Origin of the sequence: Bradyrhizobium sp. SZCCHNR1002, assembly GCF_032381435.1 — a bacterium.
GTDB classification, from domain to species: Bacteria; Pseudomonadota; Alphaproteobacteria; order Rhizobiales; family Xanthobacteraceae; genus Bradyrhizobium; species Bradyrhizobium aeschynomenes.
In genome coordinates this window covers 794007-816827 of the sequence record NZ_JAUHIS010000002.1, presented here as the reverse complement: position 1 = coordinate 816827, position 22821 = coordinate 794007, and the positions used below count along the sequence as shown (strand labels likewise).

The 22821-nt window shown below is 67.1% G+C and carries 19 protein-coding genes; 5 read left to right on the top strand and 14 right to left on the bottom strand.

Translation table 11 applies throughout. From position 1 onward, the window contains the following. Positions 1-66 precede the first annotated feature (66 nt). Positions 67-267: a cold-shock protein gene (locus tag QX108_RS16235; RefSeq protein WP_006609369.1), complete on the bottom strand. Its 201-nt coding sequence runs from the start codon at positions 265-267 to the stop codon at positions 67-69. Between the two features lie 242 nt (positions 268-509). Next, the gene (locus tag QX108_RS16230) at positions 510-2246 is read right to left on the bottom strand and encodes an adenylate/guanylate cyclase domain-containing protein (protein WP_315787047.1); all 1737 of its coding nucleotides are present in this window, start codon (positions 2244-2246) and stop codon (positions 510-512) included. A 224-nt stretch (positions 2247-2470) separates the two neighbouring features. On the opposite strand from QX108_RS16230, the gene QX108_RS16225 reads away from it, so the two are divergent. Beyond that, on the top strand, positions 2471-3976 hold the full coding sequence (locus QX108_RS16225) for a glycosyltransferase family 39 protein (protein WP_315787064.1): 1506 nt from the start codon (positions 2471-2473) through the stop codon (positions 3974-3976). Here QX108_RS16225 and QX108_RS16220 read toward each other — a convergent pair whose 3' ends face one another. Together QX108_RS16220 and QX108_RS16215 are read right to left on the bottom strand one after the other, a co-directional pair. Further along, a complete protein-coding gene (locus QX108_RS16220) occupies positions 3977-5008 on the bottom strand; it encodes a TIGR01620 family protein (protein WP_315787046.1) in 1032 nt (343 codons plus the stop codon). It abuts the gene before it with no gap. Further along, a complete protein-coding gene (locus QX108_RS16215; RefSeq protein ID WP_315724984.1) occupies positions 5005-6468 on the bottom strand; it encodes a YcjX family protein in 1464 nt (487 codons plus the stop codon). The genes QX108_RS16220 and QX108_RS16215 overlap by 4 nt, the downstream gene beginning before the upstream one ends. Positions 6469-6673: 205 nt before the next feature. On the opposite strand from QX108_RS16215, the gene trhA reads away from it, so the two are divergent. Next, a complete protein-coding gene (gene trhA / locus QX108_RS16210) occupies positions 6674-7369 on the top strand; it encodes a PAQR family membrane homeostasis protein TrhA (RefSeq protein ID WP_172114734.1) in 696 nt (231 codons plus the stop codon). A gap of 24 nt (positions 7370-7393) precedes the next feature. Beyond that, positions 7394-8188: an SDR family oxidoreductase gene (locus QX108_RS16205; RefSeq protein ID WP_315724988.1), complete on the top strand. Its 795-nt coding sequence runs from the start codon at positions 7394-7396 to the stop codon at positions 8186-8188. A gap of 83 nt (positions 8189-8271) precedes the next feature. Here the strand turns inward: QX108_RS16205 and QX108_RS16200 are convergent, their stop codons facing one another. Further along, on the bottom strand, positions 8272-8526 hold the full coding sequence (locus QX108_RS16200; protein WP_315724990.1) for a hypothetical protein: 255 nt from the start codon (positions 8524-8526) through the stop codon (positions 8272-8274). A 539-nt stretch (positions 8527-9065) separates the two neighbouring features. Beyond that, complete coding sequence (locus QX108_RS16195) at positions 9066-9536, bottom strand: MarR family winged helix-turn-helix transcriptional regulator (protein ID WP_315724992.1); 471 nt, start codon at positions 9534-9536, stop codon at positions 9066-9068. 86 nt (positions 9537-9622) lie between these two features. On the opposite strand from QX108_RS16195, the gene QX108_RS16190 reads away from it, so the two are divergent. After that, entirely contained in the window at positions 9623-10420 is a 798-nt protein-coding gene (locus tag QX108_RS16190) for a glucose 1-dehydrogenase (RefSeq protein ID WP_315787045.1), read from the top strand. Positions 10421-10859: 439 nt separating this feature from the next. Beyond that, positions 10860-12557, top strand: coding sequence for an outer membrane beta-barrel protein (locus QX108_RS16185; RefSeq protein WP_315787044.1), 1698 nt, complete (start codon positions 10860-10862; stop codon positions 12555-12557). A 402-nt stretch (positions 12558-12959) separates the two neighbouring features. On the opposite strand, the gene QX108_RS16180 is transcribed toward QX108_RS16185, so the two are convergent. The 8 genes from QX108_RS16180 to QX108_RS16145 all read right to left on the bottom strand — a co-directional run bounded on the left by QX108_RS16180 (position 12960) and on the right by QX108_RS16145 (position 22680). Beyond that, on the bottom strand, positions 12960-14729 hold the full coding sequence (locus QX108_RS16180; RefSeq protein WP_315787043.1) for a hypothetical protein: 1770 nt from the start codon (positions 14727-14729) through the stop codon (positions 12960-12962). A gap of 352 nt (positions 14730-15081) precedes the next feature. After that, positions 15082-16701, bottom strand: coding sequence for a benzoylformate decarboxylase (mdlC, locus tag QX108_RS16175; protein ID WP_315787042.1), 1620 nt, complete (start codon positions 16699-16701; stop codon positions 15082-15084). A 108-nt stretch (positions 16702-16809) separates the two neighbouring features. Continuing rightward, positions 16810-17658, bottom strand: a complete 849-nt coding sequence (locus QX108_RS16170; RefSeq protein ID WP_315787040.1) for a MaoC family dehydratase N-terminal domain-containing protein — start codon at positions 17656-17658, stop codon at positions 16810-16812. Positions 17659-17660: 2 nt separating this feature from the next. Beyond that, positions 17661-18773: a CaiB/BaiF CoA-transferase family protein gene (locus QX108_RS16165; protein ID WP_315787037.1), complete on the bottom strand. Its 1113-nt coding sequence runs from the start codon at positions 18771-18773 to the stop codon at positions 17661-17663. A gap of 8 nt (positions 18774-18781) precedes the next feature. After that, complete coding sequence (locus tag QX108_RS16160) at positions 18782-19948, bottom strand: acyl-CoA dehydrogenase family protein (RefSeq protein WP_172114716.1); 1167 nt, start codon at positions 19946-19948, stop codon at positions 18782-18784. 159 nt (positions 19949-20107) lie between these two features. Further along, positions 20108-20689, bottom strand: coding sequence for a thiamine pyrophosphate-dependent enzyme (locus tag QX108_RS16155; protein WP_315787034.1), 582 nt, complete (start codon positions 20687-20689; stop codon positions 20108-20110). Continuing rightward, a complete protein-coding gene (locus tag QX108_RS16150; protein ID WP_315787032.1) occupies positions 20689-21234 on the bottom strand; it encodes a thiamine pyrophosphate-binding protein in 546 nt (181 codons plus the stop codon). The genes QX108_RS16155 and QX108_RS16150 overlap by 1 nt, the downstream gene beginning before the upstream one ends. Before the next feature lie 174 nt (positions 21235-21408). Continuing rightward, complete coding sequence (locus tag QX108_RS16145) at positions 21409-22680, bottom strand: cytochrome P450 (protein WP_315787030.1); 1272 nt, start codon at positions 22678-22680, stop codon at positions 21409-21411. Positions 22681-22821 lie beyond the last annotated feature (141 nt).

Below are 22821 nucleotides of genomic sequence, written 5' to 3'. Positions count from 1 at the left end.
CGATGCGCGCCTAAAGACCGTAGAGCGGGAAAATCCGTCGGGCGAAATGGCGCGGCTCGTCGTCTGCTACACTTTCAGATTCTCGGCCGAGCTTCTGCCGCGGTTGGCGATCTCCTCGTACTCGATCGTCTGGCCCTCGTTGAGGGTCGTCAGTCCCGCCTTCTGTACTGCAGAGATATGGACGAAAATGTCTTTGCCCCCGGCCGCCGGCTGAATGAAGCCGTAGCCCTTGGTCGGGTTGAACCACTTGACCGTACCTTTAGCCATACGTTGCCTCCGCGGGATCAATCCAGTTCGAGCCGGCGGTCCCCGCAAACCGTCCCACTCGGAGTTCAAGACTACTTCGGTTGCTACAGGCTTGGTAGCGTAAACAGCGGGCGCTTTTGACCCGAAATGATCGATATCATGGCGCCTTTGCGGCAATTGGCCGCTCACACTTATCGTTCCGCCGGCCACTTCAACCTTCTGGGTATGACTGAGCACGGTGCAAACAGGTTCAACGAGACCCCTCACGCGGCGGCGCCTTCCTCCGTGGCAGGTGCGAGCGGCCCGAGGTCGGCCGGATCCATCGCCGTCCGGACCCGCATCGGCTCGGCGCGCCCGCGGATCTCCACCTCCTGCTGCGGCAATGTGCCGGAGGCAACTCCGGCACGCGCGTAGACGTCTTCGGAGATGATGACCTGGCAGCCGAGCGTCTTCGTCATGTCCTGCAGCCGCGATGCGACGTTGACGGCATCGCCGAGCGCGGTGAACACCATGTGGTCGCGATAGCCGATCTCGCCGACGATGACCTCGCCGCCGTGAATGCCGATTCCGAACCGGATCGGATCGTGCAGATCGTGGCTGAGCACCGCATTGAGCTCGGCGATATTGGCTGCGATGTCACGGGCGGCCTGGATCGCCTGGCGGCAGGCCATGTGCGGATCGACTGCAAGGCCGAACAGCGCCAGCATGCCATCGCCGACGAACTGATTGGGCTGGCCGCCATTGCTCAAGACAGCCTGCGAGACCGCGCCCAGGAAACGGTTGACGATGAACACGACATCGAACGGCAGCCGCTTCTCGGCAAGGCCGGTCGATCCGCGCATGTCGACGAACAGACTGACCAGATAGCGCTCCTGCCCGATGCCGGCGCGTTGGCTGCCGCGATCGCCCGGCGCCAGGTTCGGCATGAACAGCTGGAAGAAGGAGAGATCGTCCGTTGGGCGCAGCTGACAGGCCAGCCGGATCGAGGGGTCTGCAGCGCCGACCTGCGCCAGCACGAACGCCTCGCGCGGCGACGGTGCGGGCAGAGCGCTGGCATCGCCGATCACCCTGATGCGACAGGTCGAGCAGCGCGCGCGGCCGCCGCACATGCTGGCATGCGGCACGTTGTTGCGCTGGCTGGCCTCGAGTACTGAAAGTCCCTTCGGCACGCGGATGATGCGTCCATTGTTGTAGGACAGTGTCACCATGCCGCCCCGCCGCTCATGCAATGCGCGTGCGCCGCGGGCGGCGAGCACGATTCCGATCAGGCCGAAATAGCCGATCAGGAAGCCGTTCATGATGGCCTCGAGCTTTGCCTGTTCCGACGGCGTCCCGGTCTGCCGCGGCGACAGGTTCTCGGCGCGCCATTGCGGCGCTGCGCTGGCCGCCATGATGTCACGACCGCCGCGATAGAAGCCGAGCAGCGCCAGCGTCGGGATCAGTACCGCGCAGGCGAGCAGCCATGGTGCCGCGCGCCTGTAGAACGGCTTCAGACGTAGCCAGAAATGCAGGCCGATGCAGCCATGGGTCCACGACGTGAGCAACGTTGCCGACATCAGCCAGAGCCGCCATGACGGCCCGGCCCAATAGGAATAAAGAACCTGCGGATAAAGCTTGTCGTGTCCGTAGAGGGTGTACCCGAGGCGGACGCCGGCGAGATGGCTGAAGATCAGCGCCGGAATGCTCAGGCCGAGCACGAGCTGCAGCGGCTCCAACGTGTTGCGGCTGAATTGGCGGCGTTGGTAGAGCGCCCATACGCCGAGGCCGCCATGGGTGAGCGCGGCGGCATAGAACAGGACGGCCACCGGGAGGAACTGCCAGAACGCCAGATGGTACGCCACGCCATCGGCGAGCGCCTGCAGCGAGATGTTCCCGAGCGCGTGGTTGAGAAAGTGGCTGAGCAGGTAGCTGAAGAGAATGAGGCCGCAGATGAGCCGCAGCTGGCGGACGCCGATGCCGCGAAGGTCCGTTTTCAGACGATGGGAAAGCGAAGGGGTCATGCGGTCCGTGAGCTCTCGAACCGCGATGCTAGAGATTTATTCCCTGCCGGCCTAGAGGGGCGGGCGCCGACGCCGGGCGGGCGAGGCTGGTGCGTGGGAGCGTTGACTCGCCCGGCGGAGTCGGGGAAAAGCACCGCGTGACGGCCCTTTCCTCCAGCATCGACAGCGCTCATCCGCGGTCCGCGCGCGCCGCGTGGCTCCTGACCTTCGCCGTGATCGCCGGCATGACGATGGTTCGCATCGTCTATGCGAGCGTCCTCGATCTGCGCACCGACGAGGCCTATTACTGGACCTGGTCGAAGGAATTGCAGCTCTGCTTCCTCGATCATCCGCCCATGATCGCCTGGTTCATCCGGCTGGGGACCGCGCTGTTCGGGGATACCAATCTCGGTGTTCGCTTCGCCGGCATTGTTGCAATGGGCGCGTCGCAGCTGCTGCTCGCCGACATCGTCCGCCGCGTGACGCATGATGCCCGCGCAATGATGCTCGCCGCGCTGCTGCCGGAAGCCGCGTTGTATTACGGCCTGCTGATGGCCAAGGTGGCTCCGGATATCGCAGCAATCCCGTTCGCGCTGGCGATGATCTGGGCGCTGGTGCGGCTTGCCGAGACCGATGACGGCCGCTGGTGGCTGGCCGCCGGGCTGTTCGGCGGCCTCGCGCTGCTGTCGAAGTTCACCGTCGTCATGCTGCTGCCGGCGGTGGCGGCGTTCCTGCTGGTCCCTGCGTGGCGCAGCCGCTGGCTCCTCAGCCCCTATCCCTGGTGTGGCGCGTTGATTGCGCTCGTCGTGTTCTCGCCGGTGCTGATCTGGAACGCGCAGCATGATTGGGCCTCGTTTCGATTCCAGTTCGTCCGCGCCACTGCCCCGCGCGACTTTTCGCTCCGGACGTTCGGCGACTATCTCGGTTTGCAGTTCGGACAGGTCGGCTTCGTCGTGCTGCCGGTCACGCTGTCCGCGCTGACCCTCACGGCCTGGCGCGGCTACCGCAAGCGGGAGCCCGTTGCGATCCTGCTGTCGACCGCGGTGCTGGTGCCGTTCCTGTACTTCCTCTGGAAGTCGTTCACGCTGCGGATCGGCGACACCTGGCCGATGTTCATGTGGCCGATCGGTTTTGCAGCGGTCGCGATCAACATCGTGGCGCTGCCGCGGGACGGTGCGTCGGCATGGTTCATTCGCTCGACCAGGCGCTGGGCGCGCATTGCCGTCGCGAGCGGCATTGCCACGGTCCTGCTGATCTTTCTGTATTACGTCGCCGCGCCCTGGAATTTCCTCGGACGGACCGATCCGATCGGGGCCGAGGCCGGTTATCAGCAGGTCGCCGCGCGCGTCGATCAGGAGCTGGCGAGGACCGGTGCCACCTGGATCGCGACCTCCGACTATCGCACCTATGCGATGATGCGGTGGTTCTTCAGGGGGCGCGTGCCGGTCATTCAGATCAACGAGCGTGCCCGCTTCATGGGCTTTCGTGATCCCGGCATGGGCCTGATCGCGGGACATCCCGGCCTCTATGTCGTCCGCGAGCCGGACGGCACCGGCCGGCTGCTTGCCGAAACGGCCGCGCGCCGCGAGCCGCTTGGTCGCGTCGAGCGGACCTGGCGCGGCGTCGTCATGGATCGCTATGCGATCGACAGCCTGACCGGCTGGACGCCGGAGCTGGCGCCGCCGCCGGACTCGCCCTTCTACCAATGGCGGTGGCTCGCCGGCGATCTCGACGGCACGGCACGCGCCTGATCATTTGTCGTCCTCCTCCTGCTTGCGCAGCAGGTCCTTGGCGAGATCGGCGAGCGCCGGGCGCGGCAGCGCGGCGAACGGCATCGGCCGCGTCACGTCGATCGCGGCGAGGCCGAGCCGCGCCGTGAGCAGGCCGTTGAGCACGCCTTCGCCGAGGCGTTGCGACAGCTTCGCCGCAATGCCGTGACCCAGCACCTGCTGGATCAGACTGTCGCTGGCCGCCATGCCGCCGGTGATCGCGAGATGGGCGATCACGTGACGGAGCAGGCTGATCATGCCGAGCGCACCGGGGCGTCCGCCATAGAGGTGCGCCAGCTGCCGGATCATCCGCAAGCTGGCGACGAACACGAACAATACGTCGATCAGCGCGCGCGGGCTGACGGCGGTCACCACGGACACGCGCTGTGCCGCGACCGAGACCAGCCGCCGCGCCTCGATGTCGAGCGGGGCCATCAGCTCGCGCTCGGCGAGCTTGATCATGTCGGCGCCGTCGATGATGTCGTCGGCATGGCCGGCGAGCTCGGCGCGCGGCCGTGCCAGCCGCGGATTGGCATGGGCGATGCGCAGCAGCTCGGCGACGACCTCGCGGCTCTCGGCGCGATCATCCGACAGCAGCACCGCGGCGGCGCGCGCGTGCAGCTTCTCGATGGTGGCCAGCCGCACCAGCCCATAGGTCTCGCGCCCGATCACGGCGGCCAGCGCGATGGCCGCTGCCGCGGCAAAGCCCGCGCCGACATAGCCCAGCGCCTCGCTGCGCGCGAACAGATCCTCGATCAGCCTGGTGACGCCGAGGCCGAGACCGAGCAGGACGAGGCCGCCGACCGAGCCCCAGAACAGCGCGCCCCAGCGAAAGCCGCGCCGCGCCGGCAGCACGACCTCGACCGGCACCGGCAATTGCGCCGGATCGGCTTCCGGCGTGATCTGGATCGTGCCGCGGCCCGGCCGGGCGGCATCGTCGGCATCGACCACGACCACATCGGGATCGTCGAGCCGGAACGTCTGGGGACGGCGGTGCCTGGTGCGTTCGCTCATTGCAGCCGGTCTCCGATCAGGAACTGAAGGGCGCGGTCGAGACGAATATGGGGCAGAGCGGGCTCGCCGCCAGCGTCGGCCTCCAGGAGCGGCGGGCGGAAGCGCAGAAAGCGGAAATCGGTCCCGTCGGCGGCGGCGCTCGACAGGCCGCGATAGGCGCCGCCCTTGAACAGCTCCTCGGCATCGGCGGGGAGCTCGCCCGGAAACGTCGCGACCTCGGTATTGCCGTCGAAGATCTCGCCATTGGCGCTCTCGCCGGCGGCGGGGGTGCCGAGCAACGACGGCAGCTTGTCGCGGCCGCGGGCGACCAGCGCCTCGCGCGTCGCCCTGACCGCGGCCAGCGCCACGACGTCGATCGCAGCACCCGTGCTCTCGGCGCGGGCTACCGCCCGGTTGACGGCGCGGCGGAGCACCGCTTCGAGCCGGTCGTGGCTGGTATGATGCAGATGGTCAGCCTTGGTGGCCGCGAACAGGATGCGGTCGATGCGCGGCCTGAACAAGGTGGACAGCACCGAGCTGCGCCCGACGCGGAAGCAATCGAGAATGCCGGTCAGCGCGGCTTCGAGATCATGCAGGGCCTCCGGTCCGGCATTGAACGCCGCCAGCGCGTCGACCAGCACGATCTGGCGGTCGAGCCGGGCGAAATGATCGCGGAAGAACGGCCTGACCACGATGTCCTTGTAGGATTCGTAGCGGCGCACCATCATCGCCCACAGCGAGCCGTCCGGCGCATGGCCGTCAGCCGGCACGTCGAGCGGCGCAAAGGTCAGCGCCGGTGATCCCGCGAGATTGCCGGGCATTAGAAAACGCCCGGGCGGCAGCAGGCTCATGGCGAAACGGTCGTCACGGCAGGCGCGAAGATAGTCCGTGAACAGGCGTGCGGCTTCCAGCGTCGCCGGCTCGTCCTCGCGCCCTTCGGCGGAGAGGGTCGCCAGATGCGCGTGCCATGCGCCGGCCAGATTGGCGCGCGGTTCGCTGCGCGACAGCGCAAGGCTCTCGCGCGACCATTGTTCATAGCTCTTGTTGAGCAGCGGCAGGTCGAGCAGCCATTCGCCGGGATAGTCGACGATGTCCAGCGTCAGGGTGCGCTCGGCGCCGTTGCCGCGCTGGAATTCGATCACCAGCCGGAGCTCGCTGATGTCCACCGTCGAGCTCGGCCAGCGCCGCTCTGCGACCAGTGCCCTGACATGACTTTCATAGGCAAAGCGCGGCACGCCGTCGTCCGGTTGCGGCGCGAGATACGCGCGGGCGATGCGGCCGGAGGCCAGAGCCTCGAACACGGGCAGGCGTCCGCCGCGGACGAGGCCGTGGATCAGCGCCGTGATGAACACGGTCTTGCCGGCCCGTGACAGCCCGGTGACCCCGAGCCGGATCGTCGGGTTGAGGAAGCTCTCGCCGTAGTCGAGCAAGGCGCGGGCCGAGAGCCGTGCTTCCTCGACGAGTTCGGAAAAGGACACCATGGCAGGGAAGGGGGATTCGCCAGTTGAAAAGGGCGTGAGCGACTTTTGATAGGTGGCGATGCAAAACGCCGGATTCAAGCTCACATTTGCGGCCCGTTCCCGGTAGAACCACAGCTTGAACGGAACGTTGACCACTGGAAACCATAATCGTCCCTGCAAGCTTATCTCCCGGCAATCCAGCGCCAGGTTCGTCTCAGGTTCGTCCATGACCGTATTTCAACTGAAGCAGTTCGCCTCCACGTCCGTCCACGCCGCCACCGGGGCGGTCCGCTGGAATTACGACAAGGTCGAGATGATCGCCGACGGCATCGTTCATCTGGTCGGCATCAGCTTTGGCCTGGTGGCCGCGACCGTGCTCGTCGTTCTGACGTCGATCTATGCCAACCCCGTCGACATCGTCGTGGTGTCGATCTACGTGTCCGGCCTGCTGTCGATGCTGATCCTGTCGGCAACCTATAATCTGTGGCCGGTGTCGCCGACCAAATGGGTGCTGCGCCGGTTCGATCATTCGGCGATCTATGTGCTGATCGCGGCGACCTATACGCCGTTCATCGCGGCGCTGAAGGATTCGCTGTTCTCGGCGGCGCTGCTGCTCGGGGTCTGGGGCGTCGCAATCTTCGGCATCGTGCTCAAGCTGCGCTGGCCGGGCCGGTTCGACACGCTGTCGATCGGGCTGTATCTGGCGCTCGGCTGGAGCGGCATCATGATGTACGACCGGGTGATCACGGTCATGCCGACCTCGGTGCTGGCCTGCGTGCTCACCGGCGGCATCCTCTACAGCCTCGGCGTCATTTTCCACTCCTGGCGACGCTTGCGCTTCCAGAACGCGATCTGGCATGGTTTCGTGCTGCTGGGGGCCGGCTTCCACTACACAGCCGTGCTCGATCTGGTTCTGACATAGAAAATTCCACGCGGAGGGCTTTGCATGCAGGTGACCGGAAAAATCGTGGTGGTCACCGGCGGAGCCCGCGGCATCGGCAAGGCGATGTGCGAGGCGTTCGCGCGCGCGGGCGCGGCCAAGGTGATCGTGGCCGACCTGGACGAGGCCGGCGCCAACGCGGTCGCTGATTCGATCGGCGGCATGGCCTTCCGATGCGACGTCTCCCAGGAATCCGACATCAGGCGCGTCATCGAGGAGACCGAGCGGCGTTTTGGGCCGATCGCGCTGTTCTGCTCGAATGCCGGCATCGGCGGCGGCTTCGATCCGCTGTCGGTGAATGTCGGCGGCACCTCCGACGAGCCGTGGGCGCGCAGCTGGGCCATTCACGTGATGGCCCATGTGTGGGCCGCGCGGCACCTGATCCCGCGTTACAAGGCGCGCGGCGGCGGGTATTTCCTCAACACGATCTCGGCGGCGGGCCTGCTGTCGCAGGTCGGCAGCGCGCCGTATTCGACCACCAAGCACGCCGCGGTGGGATTTGCCGAGAATCTCGCGATCTCGCACAAGGCCGACAACATCAAGGTCTCGATCCTGTGTCCGCAGGGCGTCGACACCGACATGCTGCGATCGATCCCGAAGGGCCCGCAATCCGGCGACGGCGACCTGACGCCGGAGCAGGTGGCACAGGACGTGCTGAAGGGGCTTGCCGAGGAGAGCTTCCTGATCCTGCCGCATCCGCAGGTGCTCGGCTACATGCGCAAGAAGACCGAGAACTACGACCGCTGGCTCGGCGGCATGGCCAAGATCCAGGCGAGGATGCGCGAGGAGTTCGGGACGTAGGGCTGCGGTCACCGTCGGCCGACGACGATGCCCGCGAACGTTCTCAACATCCTCCGTTGTCGTCCCCGCGAACGCCGGACCCATCACCCCAGGGAGCAGTTCGAGGCACGCGCGTCGACGATCTCGCTCGACGATTTCAGCCGCGGCGTATGGATCCCGGCGATCGCCAGGATGACGATGAAGAGAGATTGTCGGCACACCATCAGCAGCGGACATGATCGAACATCGCTGGACGTCATTGGGCCTTCTCGCGGCACATCATGCCCGAGCTGTACGGTTGACTTGTCCCTTCCACCAAACGAAGGGCGCAGGGAATGCCGGGTGACGGCGTCACCCATGGCCCGCCTGCGAAAAAAATGCAGGCGGCAGGTACCACAGGTTCAGCCGGATCGACCCGGCATTCCCCGCGCGGTGGTTTTCACGCTTATTTTGCGCTCTCCTCGGTGTCCGGCGTTTAGCCACCGTCGCCCGTACGATGCGTGAGCATCGCCACGCGCTTGACGCCAGCATCGGGGCGCCAGGACCACGCAACTTCACGTCCGCACCAGCATCGTTCGTCCGCACCTCCGAAGAGACGCTGCGAGCTGTCGCGGCCACCGCATCCCCGCCTCGCGTGTCGTGACGATCGCGCGCAACGCCCCTCCGTGGTGAGGCGGGATGCGCGGAAAGATCGTCGTGATTTGCCCGACGAGGCAAGGGCCCCTGCTGCGGCATTTCAACACGACGGGCAGTTTTCTCATGGCTCGCATGCGCGGTCCGCCCGCCGGGCGCATCGCGAGGGCATGATCCGGAAAAATGGAAACCGGTTCTCCGAAAGGATCATGCTCAAAAAAAAGAGATAAGATCATGATGCGTTTCCGCCGACACGCATCATGATCTAGTCTGGCGATTGCAGATCGCGGTCCGTCGCGCGCCAGGTCTCCAGAGCGCGGGCGTACAGCAACAGGCCTTCGCGCACCGTCTGCCGTTCGGCCTTCGACAGCGAAGACAGCGCGCCGCGAACCTGCTGCCGGCCGAAGGCATGCAGCGCGGCCAGCGTCTTCCGTCCCTTGGCGGTGAGGCAGAGCGGCTTGATGCGGGCATCGGCCGGATCGACGGTCTCCTGCAGCTCGCCGACGTCGACCAGCTTGCGGACCATGCGGCTGACGCTGGATTTCTCCAGATGCAGGGCCGTGCCGAGCTGCATCGCCGTCAGCGGGCCGCGCAGGCCGATCTCCAGGATGGTGTGAACGGCCGATGGCGGATAATCGGTTGCGGCCAGCGTCGATTCCATGAAGCCGAGCTCGCGCACCATCAGGCGGGAAGCGGCACGAATGTCGTCGACGAGGGTGAGATCGGGATCGGGCATCTTGACTCCTGCCATATAGTTGTATCATACAACAAATAGCCGATGCAACGTGGCATCGACGGCGCTGTCTCGCCGGAGGGTACGAGATGACCGATACGCCGCTCACCGCCGACGCCCGCTCGCCCAAGGCGTCGTGCATGCAGGGGCAGGTCTGCCTCGTCACGGGAGGCGGCTCCGGCATAGGTCGCGCAACCGCCGTGAAGCTCGCGGCCGAAGGCGCACAGGCGGTCGTCGTCGCCGGCCGACGCGAGGCCGCGCTGGCAGATACGGCGGCGCGGTGCCGCTCGCTCGGCGCGGAGGCGCTGGTGGTGAAAGCCGACGTCACCCAAGAGGCGGACGTGGTGCATCTCGTGCGGTCGGTGATGGATCGATACGGCCGGTTGGACGCGGCCTTCAACAATGCCGGGTTCCAGGAGCGTCGGGCGCCGATCGAGCAGCAGGGCGACGGCGTCTATGCGGACGTATTTGACGGCAATGTGCGCTCGGTCTTTCTCTGCCTGCGCGCGCAACTGCCGATCATGTATGCGCGGGGGCATGGGCGCATCGTGATCAATGCCTCCGTGAGCGGCGTGCGCAATCCGAATGTCGGGCTTGCGCTGTACTCGGCCTCGAAAGCCGCCGTCATCTCGCTGACGCGCTCGGCCGCGCTCGAGGCGGCGCCGCGTGGCGTCCGGATCAACGCGATTGCGCCGGGACGCGTCGTCACCGACATGATGCTGCGCGCGGGCGTCGGCGACATCGCGACCGTCGCCGCGGGCCTGCCACTGCGCCGGATGGGGCAGCCTGACGACATCGCAGAGGCGGTGCTGTGGCTGCTGTCGGACGCCTCGTCCTATGTCGTCGGCCATGTCTTGGCCGCAGATGGCGGGTTTCTGGCCTCCTGAGGCCGACGGATCGTGTCGGTCGCCCGGGAGCGACGGGCGCGGCCCGCAGCTGCCTCCGGAATGGGGCGAGATCTGTCATCGGCGATCCCTGCGTTATCGTCGCAAAGGCGGATTTCAGCCAATATCGGCGGCGATGAGCGGTCCGCATCGTCGTTTCAACTAATTAGTTCTGTCCACGAACGCCGAGACTGCGATGCGGTCCGCGTAGGGCAGCTTGCTGCGGGCGTCCGTCCGCATGAAATCTCCGCAGCTCGGCAAAACTTCCGCCGACCTTTGCCGGTCATCTGGCCGGCAAGGGGAGTTGGTCGCGTGCACAGGCTGCGTGTGATGTCGGCAGCGCCCCGACGTCATCGCACGATTTCTGCACAGCCCCGGCTTTCCGTTGCAAGCTCATTCACCACACAAGACCGGCGCGTTCGCCGTGCGGACGAAGCGGCTCATGGTGACGCGATCCCAGCGCGGGGTTACGCTTGCGCTCGTCGAGGTGCTGCTTCTGACCGTGATGGTGGTGGATGCCGCGTCCGCGCAGCAGACCATCAAGACCAAGCCGACCGATGTCGTGCCGGGACGTGCCGATCGGCTGTTCTTTCGTCACGTCACCGCGCGAAGCATCTACTACCACGTTCCGCGGATCACCACCGACAGCCGGACACTGATGATGCGTCAGGATCCGCGCAGCGTCAGCGCGCTGTTGCGCCCCGTGCGAGAGGCCGGCGCGCCAACCTTGGCTGCGCCAGGCAAGCCTGCGGGCGGCTTTGGCCCCGCGATGTTTCAGCCGGCGCGCGGCGCGCTGATCGCCACGGCCGAGCCGGCGCGCGAGGCCGCGCGCACGATGTCGCCCGCGCCGCCATCCGCAGCCAGGCAGATTGCGGCAAGGCCTGCGGCTCCGGCGAATGCGCCCCCGGCGGAGAAGCCGGAGGACACCGTGGCGGCAGCCCAGCCGGCGGCCGTGCTGCGCAACCGCGACGTCCTGCCGGAGCGCAATCTCAACACGGTGAAGCCGCAGCCGGTGACGGCCGAAGCCAAGCCCTATGATCCGGCCGGCTTGACGGTCGGGTCTTTCCTGGTGAAGCCGGCCGTCGAGATCCAGGCGGGCTACGACACCAATCCGACGCGGCGCAACGCAGGGCCCGGATCACCCGTCGCCATCGTGGCGACGGAGGTCTCGGTGCGGTCGCAATGGGAGCGGCATCAGCTCAATGCCGATTTGCGCGGCGCCTACACCGAGGACACCAATGTCCGCTCCCTCAGCCATCCGACCTTCGAGGCGCGCGCGCAAGGGCGCTACGACGTCACCGAGGGCACTGCGGTCACGGGCGAGGCGCGGTTCGTCAACGATGCCCTGGCGCTTCCGGGGGCGCTCAAGCTGCCGCGCGCGACGACCTTCGGGGGCAGCGCCGGCGTGCTGCAGAAGATCGGCCCGACCGAGATCGCCTTCAAGGGATCGGCCGATCGGGTCGTCTTCAACGATGCGATGATCACGGCCAACGTGCCGCTGCGGACGCGGGATCGCAACTACACCCAGCCGGGCGCCCAGGTGCGCGTCACCTATGTGCTGACGCCGAACATCTCGCCCTTCATCGACATGAGCTTCGATCGTCGCAACCACGATCTGCAGGTCGATTTCAACGGCCAGCGCCGCGACTCCACCGGCATTGCCGGGCGGGCCGGCGCCGTCGTCAACATGGGATCGCTGACCGGCGAAGCCTCGGTGGGCTATCTCACGCGCCGCATGGATTCGCCCATGATGCCCAACATCAGCGGCGTGATCGCGGACGCGACGCTGGCCTGGGCCGCGACCGATGCCACGACCTTCGTGCTGGTGGCGCGCTCGCAGGCCTCCGAGACGCCGGCGATCAACGTCTCGGGCATCCTGTCGCGCGACGTGATCCTGCAGATGGATCATCAGTTCGAGCCCTGGCTGATCGGCACGCTGCGCGCCGGCTATGGCCAGGATCAGTTCGTCGGCAGCGGCCGGGTCGACCAGCGCATGTTCGTCGCCGCCGCAGGCACCTACAAGGTCAACCGCAACATTCAGCTGAAGAGCGAGGTCCGCACCGAATGGACGCGCTCGAACATCCCGCTCAACAACTTCATGGCGGTCGTCGGTCTCGTCGGCGTGCGGTATCAATATTGAGCGTCACGGAGCGCTCCGTCGTCCGCCGCGATCGCATCTGTCGGGCTGGCGGATGATCAGTACTTGGCAGGAAACTGCGCCGCCCGTTCCGCTGCCTCCGCCTCATCCCCGCTCGGCGACAGCGAGGTTCGTTGCGCGCCCGTGAAGAACGGCGAGACGGAGTGCGCCTGGCTCACGCGTCCGCCCGCGCAAAAAAAAGCCCCGCAAGGGGGCGGGGCGGGAGGCATGCATGGCCGGCGGATGGGGGACCGGGGCGGATCGGTTGACGGGGTGAGGTCAGATCCCGTCGCGTGACCCGTGATCCCCCGGCCTGTTCGGCATGCGGCTGGTGAGGGCCTTGTTCTGATTATCGGGTCCGCGCCGCCCAGGATTGACCGGAAGGCGACGCGGAGCGCCGTGGCCTTACTGCTCGAGGGCGGCCAGCGCAGCGTTGCCGATCTGTTGTGCCTCGGCCCAGGCGGCCTGGGTCGCCTGCTGTGCGGCGGTGTAGCCGGCCTGGATCTGCTGCTGGGCCGCTGCGCGCAACGCCCCCTCCTGCTGCTCGCCGGTCTCGCGGGCCTGGGTCAGGGCCTGGTTGTCGGCGTTCAGCGTGGCGTTGGCCTGGTTGAATGCGGTCGTGGCCGTCTGCGCCTTGGCCTGCGCGGCGGCCAAGGCGGCCTGGTTCGCCGCGTTGTTGGCGCGCTCGACCGCCTCGGCGGCTTCCTGCGCCTCATGCTGCGCCGTCTGCGCCGCCTGGCGGGCCTTCTCCAGGGCCTGCCGGTCGGCATTCACCTTCTGCTCGGCCGCCTCGACCGCAGCGTCGATCGCGCCGATCTTCTGGTTCAGCGCGGCCTCGACGGTCTTCTGGTTCTGGCTCGCGGCGGCGTTGGCGGCCTGGGTCTTCTGCTGGGCGACCGCGCGCGCCTGCTCGCCGGTCTTCAGCGCCGCCTGCAGCGCGGCCTGCTCGGCGGCTTCCTTCGCCTCCTGGTTCTGCTGGTTGTTGTTATTGTTGTTGCCGTTGCCGGCCGCGGCGCCGCCGTTGTTCGCATTGCCGCCATTGTTGGCGTTGCCGGCGGCCTGGCCGGCCTGCTGGGCAGCCTTCCCGGCAGCCTCGGCCGTCTCGCGCGCCGTATCCTTGGCGGCGTTGGCGGCTTCCTTGGCCTCGTTGGACACATCGATGTCCTTGTCGAGCTTCTGGAAGGCGGCCTGCAGCGCGGCGGAGGCGGCCGCGAGCTTCGCGGCATTCGCGGTGGCCGCGGCCTGGTTGGCGGCCGTCGGGTTCTTCTCGGCCTGCTCCTGGGCCTCGATCGCGGCGCCCTTCGCGTTCTGCTCGGCCTGACGTGCCACGTCGATGGCCTTCCGGTCGGCGGCGACCTGGGCTTCGGCGGCGGCCGCGGCCTGAGCTGCAGCCGCAGCCGCGGCGTTCGCCTTTGCGACGGCATCGGTGCTGCTCGCGGCGGCGGCGGCAGCCTTGGCGGGGGTTGCTGCGGCCGCAGGCGTGGCGGTGGCCTTGGCGACGGCAACGGTGGTGGTGGCCGCCGCTGCGGCCGCCGGCTTGGCAGCGGTCGTCGTCGTGGTGGTCGCGGCGGCCGTCTTGGCCGTGCCGGTGGTCGTGGTCGATGCCGCGGCCGCTGCAACCGGCTTTGCGGCGGTGCTGGTCGTTGCGGCTGCAGCGGCCGGTTTGGCGGTGCTCGTGGTCGTTGCCGTGCTCGCGACAGTGGTCTTGGCGGCCGTGCTCGCGGCGGTCGCCGCGGCCGCGGTGGCAGCGGTCGTTGCTGCCGTCGTTGCTGCCTTGGCCGCGGCGTTCGCGGCGGCCTTCGCAGCAGCATTGGCGGCGGCCTTCGCGGCAGCATTCGCCGCGGCCTTCGCGGCTGCGTCGCTGGCCGCCTTTGCCGCTGCCTTCGCGGCCGCGTCCTGGGCGGCCTTGCTGGCTGCCGCGGCGGCAGCCTTGGCGGCGGCGTCCTGGGCCGCCTTGGCGGCCGCCTGGGCAGCAGCCTTCGCCGCGGCATCCTGCGCCGCCTTGGCGGCGGCGTTGGTCGTCGCGGAGGTGGCGAGCGCGGTGGTCACCGCCTGCGCATTGGCCTGATGCGGGAGCGCCGTCAGCGCCAGAGCGGACATCAGGGCCAGCACGCTGACATGGCGATAGAGATCGGTCCTCGATGCCGCGGTTTTGAAATTCTTGTTGTCCGCCATCAGCTCAACTCCCTTGGTACGCTGGATTGGATGATGGAACCTTGTGGAAATGATTTTGGTTTGCAGGATGGTCGGACCTTGCAAGCAGCATGGCGCCCGCTTGCCATCTGGCGGCAGGATTTCGCGGTGTTTGCGGCGGGCTGGCCGCGGCGACATGGCGCAGGGGGCCAGAAAGCTTTTGAAACAATCGGTTGTAGACGCCGGTGGCGGTTGCACCGATGCGGCCGGCCGGTGGGCATTTCGCGGCATGCCACCCCGCCGCCATTGAAGATGCGACGCATTGTCGCATCGGCGTTGCGTTGACAAGACGTCCGCTGAGCGAACGGCGGCTTACCCCTCGCTCAGCTCCTGCTCAGCTCTTGGCGTAGAGCAGCGGGACCGCGGAATCGACCATCACCTCGACGAGGCTGGTGCCGTCATGCGCCAGAGCCCGCGCCAGGGCGGCGGCAAGATCGGCCGAGCGGCTGACGCGCACGGCATCGCAGCCCATGCCTTCGGCGAGCTTGACGAAATCGAGGCCCGGCAGATCGAGCCCGGGCACGTTGCGCACCTGCATGACCTGGCTGAACGAGCGCATCGCGCCGTAGCCGGAATTGTTGATGACGACGACCGTCATCGGCAGCCTGCGCTGCGCGGCGGTCCACAGCGCCTGCAGCGAATACATCGCCGAGCCGTCGCCGATCAGGCACACCGTGCGGCCCGCGTTGCGGCCCAGCGCTATGCCGACCGCCGCCGGCAGGCTGTAGCCGAGCCCACCGCTCGCCATCGTGTAGAACGACTCCGCGCCCGGCATCGGCATGAACTTGTGCATCACCGGGCGATGCGAGGGGATCTCCTCGACGACAGCGGCGCCGGCGGGCAGCGCCTGCGACAGCGTGTGCAGGAGGTAATCGACCGGGATCGGATCCGCCGGCTTCGGCGCATCGGGCAGGACGCGGCCCTTCGGCGCGGCGCGCCGGCTCTCCGGCAGCAGCTCCAGCAGCAGCGACAATGCGGGACGCATCGTCGCGATGATGCTGGTGCCGATCGGCGGCACCGCGGCGCCGTCGGCATCGTCCGTGATCTGATACAGCGTCGTCGCGCCGTCGAAGATCGAGGCATGGCCTTCGACATGGAAGGTGAAGACCGGCGCGCCGATCACCACCACGAGGTCGTGCGGCTTCAGGGCCTCCGAGAGTTGTCCGGGCGCGGCGTGCAGAAAGCCGTGGAATTGCGGATGGCGTTCGGGGAACGAGCAGCGCGCCGAGAACGGGCTGACCCAGACGCTGGCCTTCGTTCTTTCGGCCACCGCGACCATCAGATCGACGCAGCCGGCGCGATCGACGCCGGGGCCGATGACGAGCGCGGGGCTGGTCGCCGCAGCGAGCGCACCGACCAATTCTTCGATCGCGGCGCGATCGGGGCCGAGTTCGCGGCTGACCTTGCGCGCCGACAACGGCTGCGCCGGATGCATCCAGTCGTCGATCGGGATCGAGACGAAGGTCGGGCCGCAGGGCGGCTGCATCGCCGTGTAGTAGGCGCGCGCGATCGCGCCCGGCACATCCTCGGGCCGCGCCGGCTCGACGCTGTATTTGACGTAAGGCCGCGGAAATTCGCTCGGGCGCTCGGCGTAGAGGAACGCCTGCAGCGGCAGGATCGAGCGCGCCTGCTGGCCGGCGGTGATGACCAGCGGCGTCTGGTTGCGATGCGCGGTGTAGATGTTGCCCAGCGCATTACCGACGCCGGCGGCCGAATGCAGGTTGACGAAGCCGGCATTGCGCGTCGCCTGCGCATAGCCGTCGGCCATGCCGACCACGGAGGCCTCCTGCAGGCCGAGTACGTAGTCGATGTCGTCAGGCCAGTCGCTGAGGAACGGCAGCTCGGTCGAGCCGGGATTGCCGAACACCTTTTTGATGCCGAACGCGCGCAGCAGGTCGAAGGTGGCCTGCTTGACGGTGACGGGCTTGGTCGTTGTTTTCGTTGTCTTGGCCAAGGGCGTTTCCTCAGTTGCCGTCATTGCGAGGAGCGAAGCGACGACGCAATGCAGAGTCGCTACGGGACTCTGGATTGCGTCGCTTCGCTCGCAATGACGAGGCTTATATCACCACGTCGCCGTGCCCTTCATCGTCGGCTGGCGCTCGGCGTTGGCGGTCCACAGCTCCAGGCCGCCGTCCTTGTCATTGGCATTCACCGAGAACTCGCTGCCCTCGAACAGCGGCTGCACCCCGCGATAGGCAAATTTCGCGGGCGGCTTGCCCTTGAGCTTGGCGGCGAACTCGACCAGCAGCGCGGCCTGCAGCGGACCGTGGAAGACGAGACCCGGATAGCCCTCGACCTTGGTGACGTAGTCGCGGTCGTAGTGGATGCGATGGCCGTTGAAGGTCAGCGCGGAATAGCGAAACAGCAGCACGGGATCGGAGACATGGCTCTCGCTGTGTTGCGCGACCGGCGGAGGCGGCGGCGCCTTCGCGGGCGCAGCCGGCGCGCCGCCCATGTCACGATAGACGATGTCCTGGCGCTCGCGGATCGCGACACCGCGCGGTGTCGACACGACATGCTCGACCGCGACGAAGCAGAGCCGGCCGGTGGAGCCGCTCTTCAAGCTGACGTCCGATATCGTCGATACCCGCGTGGCGAGGTCGCCGACGCGCAGCGGATCGACGACCTGCACCTCGCCGCCGGCCCACATCCGCCGGGGCAGCGGCACCGGCGGCAGGAAGCCGCCGCGGGTCGGGTGGCCGTCGGGGCCGAGCTGATCGTGCGGAAACACCGGCTGGCCCAGGCACCAATGCACCGTGTAGGGCGCGATCTCGCCCGATGTCGGCTCGCCGATGTCCTGGAAGAGCGTCGCGCGGAGGCCCTTGGTGAGCTGCGCCGTGACGATGTCGGCAGCCTCGGCGCTGCGGCCGACCCATTGCTTGAGATGATCGAGATCGAGCGTGTCCGTCATGATCAACCCTTTCGCTGATGCGGCGAGGCGGCTTCGCCGATCGCGGGCACCGCGCCATAGCGCCTGTCATCGCCGACCACGATCGCCGCCGGCGCCGGATAGGAGACGACGCCGTTCGGCGTGTCGACCTTGATGCGCCGCAGATGCGGATGCACGGCGAGATCGGCCATGCTGTTGACCTCGGCAAAGGCGATATCGGCGGCCGCGAGCTTGGCGAGCAGCTCGTCGCGCGACAGCGCCGCGAAGCGCGCGGCGACGATGCCGTCGGTGACGCTGCGATTGCGGACGCGCTCGACCATGTTGGCGAAGCGCGGGTCCTCGGGCAGAGCAGGCTGGTCCAGCACCTTGGCGCACAGCGTCTTCCACTCGCGCTCGCTCTGGATCGAGATCAGGATGTCCTTGCCGTCCTTCGAGGTGAACACGCCATAGGGCGCGATCGAGGGATGGGCGAGGCCGATGCGCTTCGGCGCATTGCCGGCTTCGGCGTTGAGCAAGGGCACCGTGAGCCAGTCGGCCATCACGTCGAACATCGAGATCCGGATGTCGGCGCCCTCGCCGGTGCGGCCGCGCTTGATCAGCGCCTCCAGGATCGCCGCATGTGCGGTTGCGCCGGTTGCGACGTCGACGATGGACATGCCGACGCGTGACGGGCCCTCGGGGCCGCCGGTGATCGAGGCGAGCCCGCTCTCGGCCTGGATCAGCAGGTCGTAGGCCTTGCGATCGGCATAGGGACCCGTGTCGCCATAGCCGGTGATGGTGCAGCAGATCAGCTTCGGATAGTCCTTGCGCAGCCGCTCGCGGGCAAAGCCCATTCTGTCCATGGAGCCGGGCTTGAGGTTCTGCAGCAGCACGTCGGCGCTGGCGATCAGCGTCTCCAGCTCCGCGCGGCCTTCCGGCTTGGCGAGGTCGACGATGCGTGAGTCCTTGCCGCGGTTGAGCCAGACGAAGTAGCTGCTCTGGCCCTTGGCAGCGGCGTCATAGCCCCTGGCGAAATCGCCCTCGGGACGTTCGATCTTGACGACATGGGCTCCGGCATCCGCCAGGCGCGACGAGCAGAACGGCGCAGCCACGGCCTGCTCGACGGCGACGACGGTGATCCCTTCAAGCGGAAGCATGACAGACCTCAATACGACCTGGGCATGCCGAGCACGTGCTCGGCGACGTAGGAGAGGATGAGGTTGGTCGAGATCGGCGCCACCTGATACAGCCGCGTCTCGCGGAATTTGCGCTCGACGTCGTACTCCTCGGCGAAGCCGAAGCCGCCATGGGTCTGGATGCAGGCATTGGCCGCCTCGAACGAGGCGTCGGCGGCGAGCATCTTGGCCATGTTGGCCTCGGCGCCGCAATCCAGTCCCGCCTCGTATTTGCGGGTGGCTTCCTTGACCATGAGCTCGGCCGCGCGCATCGAGGCATAGGCCTTGGCGATCGGGAACTGAATGCCCTGGTTCTGGCCGATCGGACGGCCGAACACGACGCGCTCCTTGGCATAGGCGGTGGCCTTGGCGATGAACCATTTGGCATCGCCGACGCATTCGGCCGCGATCAGGATACGCTCGGCATTCATGCCGGAGAGAATGTAGCGGAAACCTTTGCCCTCCTCGCCGATCAGGTTCTCGGCGGGCACGCGCATATCGGTGAAGAACACCTCCGTGGTCGCGTGGTTCATCATCGTTCGGATCGGGCGGATGGTCAGCCCGGCCTTCTTGGCCTCGCGCATGTCGACGATGAAGACGGAGAGACCATCGGTGCGCTTCTGCGCCTGATCCTTCGGCGTGGTGCGCGCCAGCAGGATCATCAGATCGGAATATTCGGCGCGGCTGGTCCAGATCTTCTGGCCGTTAACGACGTAGCTGTCGCCGTCGCGCTTGGCGAAAGTCTTGAGCGAGGAGGTGTCGGTGCCCGAGGTCGGCTCGGTGACGCCGAAGGCCTGCAGCCGCAATTCGCCGCTCGCGACCTTGGGCAGCCACTTCGCCTTCTGCTCTGCGGAGCCGTGCCGCAGCACCGTGCCCATCGTGTACATCTGGGCGTGGCAGCCGCCACCGTTGCAGCCGGCGCGTTGGATTTCCTCAAGGATCGCGGCTGCTGCCGACAGCTTCAGCCCGGCGCCGCCATATTCCTCGGGGATCAGCACGGAGAGATAGCCAGCCTGCGTGAGCGCATCGACGAACGCCGACGGATAGGCCATCTCGCGATCGAGCTTGCGCCAATATTCGCCGGGGAACTGGGCGCAGAGCTTTGCGACGGCATCACGAATGTCGGCATAATCGTCGTGCTGATGTTGTTCTGTCATTGGCTTCCTCGCAGGCCGATCCTGCACGGCCTGCGTCTCCCTGTATGCTGTTCCTGATAGCCTATGACGAAGCGTGCCACGCTTGGCAAGCTTGGAATGCCAGCGTTGCCGCCGGTCAGCCTTGCCGCAGCGACAGATCGAACCACGAGGCGCCGTGTTCTAGCTGACGGGATATCCGAGATGGCCGCGAAAGCGGGTCTTCAGATAGACGCCGTCACGCGCGGGCAAAGCGCGGTCGACGTGCTCGGTCGAGATGCCAACGCGGGCGAAATGCGGGCCGGCGAGATCGTGCAGCTTCGGACGGAACGCATCGAGCGCAGCCTGATCGGCGATCGTGCACACCGACGGAAAGCCGGCGCCGGTGGCGATCAGCTCCAGATTGGCGCCAAGCCCGGAATGGCTCGGCTGCATCCCGGTCTCGCCGAAATGCGCATTGTCGAGCACGATGATGGCGAGGTTCTTCGGCTTCTTCGCGGCGATTGTGGCGAGGCTGCCGAGCCCCATCAGTTGCTCGCCATCGCCGGTGATCACCGCCACCGGCCGCGACGGCTGCGCCAATGCCAGTCCCAGGCCGATCATGGCCGCGCCGCCCATCGCGCCCCAGAGGTAGAAGTTCGCCGGATGGTCACCGGCGGCGAACACGTCGTAGGACGATGAGCCGAGGCCGCTGACGACCAGGAGTTCGCCGCGGTCCCGCAGAAGCGCCTTGACGGCGGCGCGGCGGTCGAGTGCTGCGTCCATCACCTGCTCTCCGTCCACTTCTTGGCGCCGATCATGCGCTGGGCGATCAGCACCGCGATCGGCTGATCGCTGTCGTAAGCGAGCCTTGCGGCTGCGGCTGCCATCTCGCCGGCGTCATCGGGACGCTCCAGCCGGAACACGGTGACGCCCATGATCTCGAAGGCGGCTTGCGTGGCCTTGCCCATTGCGACCTGCCATGGATTGAACTCGGCCCATTCGCCGCGCATGGTCACGAAGCTCAGGAACGGGAAGCGGCAGCTCGACAGCAGCGACAGCATGTTGACGCAATTGCCGACGCCGCTGGACTGCATCAGCAGCACCGCGCGCTGGCCGCCGAGCCAGGCCCCGGCGGAGAGCGCGACGCCTTCCTCCTCGGTGGTGAGCACCGTCGTCGCGATCGCCGGATCGTCATGCGCGAGCCGGATCAGGCGGGAATGGCCGGCGTCGGGGACGTAGCAGAGCTGCCGGACATCGGCCGCCTTGAGCGCTTGATAGATGGCGAGCGGCCAATCGGGAGCAGGGCTTGGCGGATCTGAAACGGTCATGGTGTCCTGCAGTTCATGAGCATGCGAGGTCGGATGTCCGGGCCGATGGTTCGAGACGCCGCTGCGCGGCTCCTCACCATGAGGGGAAGCATCTGCTGATTGAGCGAGCTACTAACCCTCATGGTGAGGAGCGCCGCTCGCGGCGCGTCTCGAACCACGAGGCCCCTTAAGCACTCACCCCGGAATCCGCACCGGCAGGCTTTCATAGCCGCGCACGAAGCTCGAATACACACGCTTCGGCTCACCGACCACCTCGATGCGGTCGAAGCGCTTCAGGATCTCCTCCCAGACGATGCGCAGCTGCAGCTCGGCCAGGCGCATGCCGACGCAGCGGTGGATGCCGAAGCCGAAGGAGAGATGGATGCGCGGCCGCTTGCGGTCGATGATGAAGGCATCGGGGTTCTCGATCACCTCGCCGTCGCGGTTGCCCGAGACGTACCACATCACGACACGATCGCCCTTCTTGATCTTCTGGCCGCCCAGTTCGGTGTCGACCAGCGCCGTGCGTCGCATATGTGCGAGCGGCGTCTGCCAGCGGATCACCTCGGGCACCATGGTCTCGATCAGCGCCGGGTTGTCGCGCAGCTTCTGGTACTCGGCCGGGTTCTCGTTCAGCGCCAGCACCGAGGCCGTCATGGTGTTGCGCGTGGTGTCGTTGCCGCCGACGATGAGCAGGATCAGATTGCCCATCAGATTGTCCGGCGTCATGTGCCGCGTCGCCTCGCTATGCGCCATCATCGAGATCAGGTCGCGGCCCGGATTGGCCTGGCGTTCCTTCCACATCTTGCCGAAGGTCTCGGCGCAATCCGCGAGCTCGCGCCGGCGCTCCTCCTCGGAGGATACGATGCCGCTCTTGGGCAGGGCCGTGGAGACATCCGACCAGCGCGTCAGCTTGCCCCGCTCCTCGAACGGGAAGTCGAACAGCGTTGCCAGCATCTGCGTCGTCAGCTCGATCGAGACCTTCTCAACCCAGTTGAAGGTCTCGTTGCGCGGCAGCGAATCCAGCACCTTCGCCGAGCGCTGCCGGATCAGCACCGCCATCTCGTCGAGATGATCCGGCGTGAACATCGGCTGCACCGTCTTGCGCTGCTCGCCATGGCGGGGCTCGTCCATCGCGATGAAGCTCGGCCATTCATAGCCGGGCGGCACGTCGCGGATCATGATGCCGCCGTTGCTGACGTCGGAGGAGAACAGCGCGTGGTTGGTGTCGACATGCATGATGTCGTGGTAGCGCGTGACAGACCAATACGGCTCGATCGGCGCCTTGGTGCAGTAATGCACCGGCGCCTCCTTGCGCAGCCGCTCGAACCAGGGCCACAGCGTGTCGTTCTGGAACAGCCTGGGCGCGCCCGGATGGAAGTCCTCGATCGGCGTCGCATACGCCTCCAGCCGCGCCTCGCGCAGCAGATCGGCATGGTCGGAACGGAGCGCGGCCTGGGCGGTCATGGGGTGGTCCTTCTGTTGAACGCATCATCGCGCCAACTCAAGATCGGCGGATGAGGTGCACATGAATGCGCCCTCTCCCCTTGCGGGAGAGGGCATGTAGGGAAGCCCTGCAAACTCGGTCGGGTGAGGGGTATGTCTCCA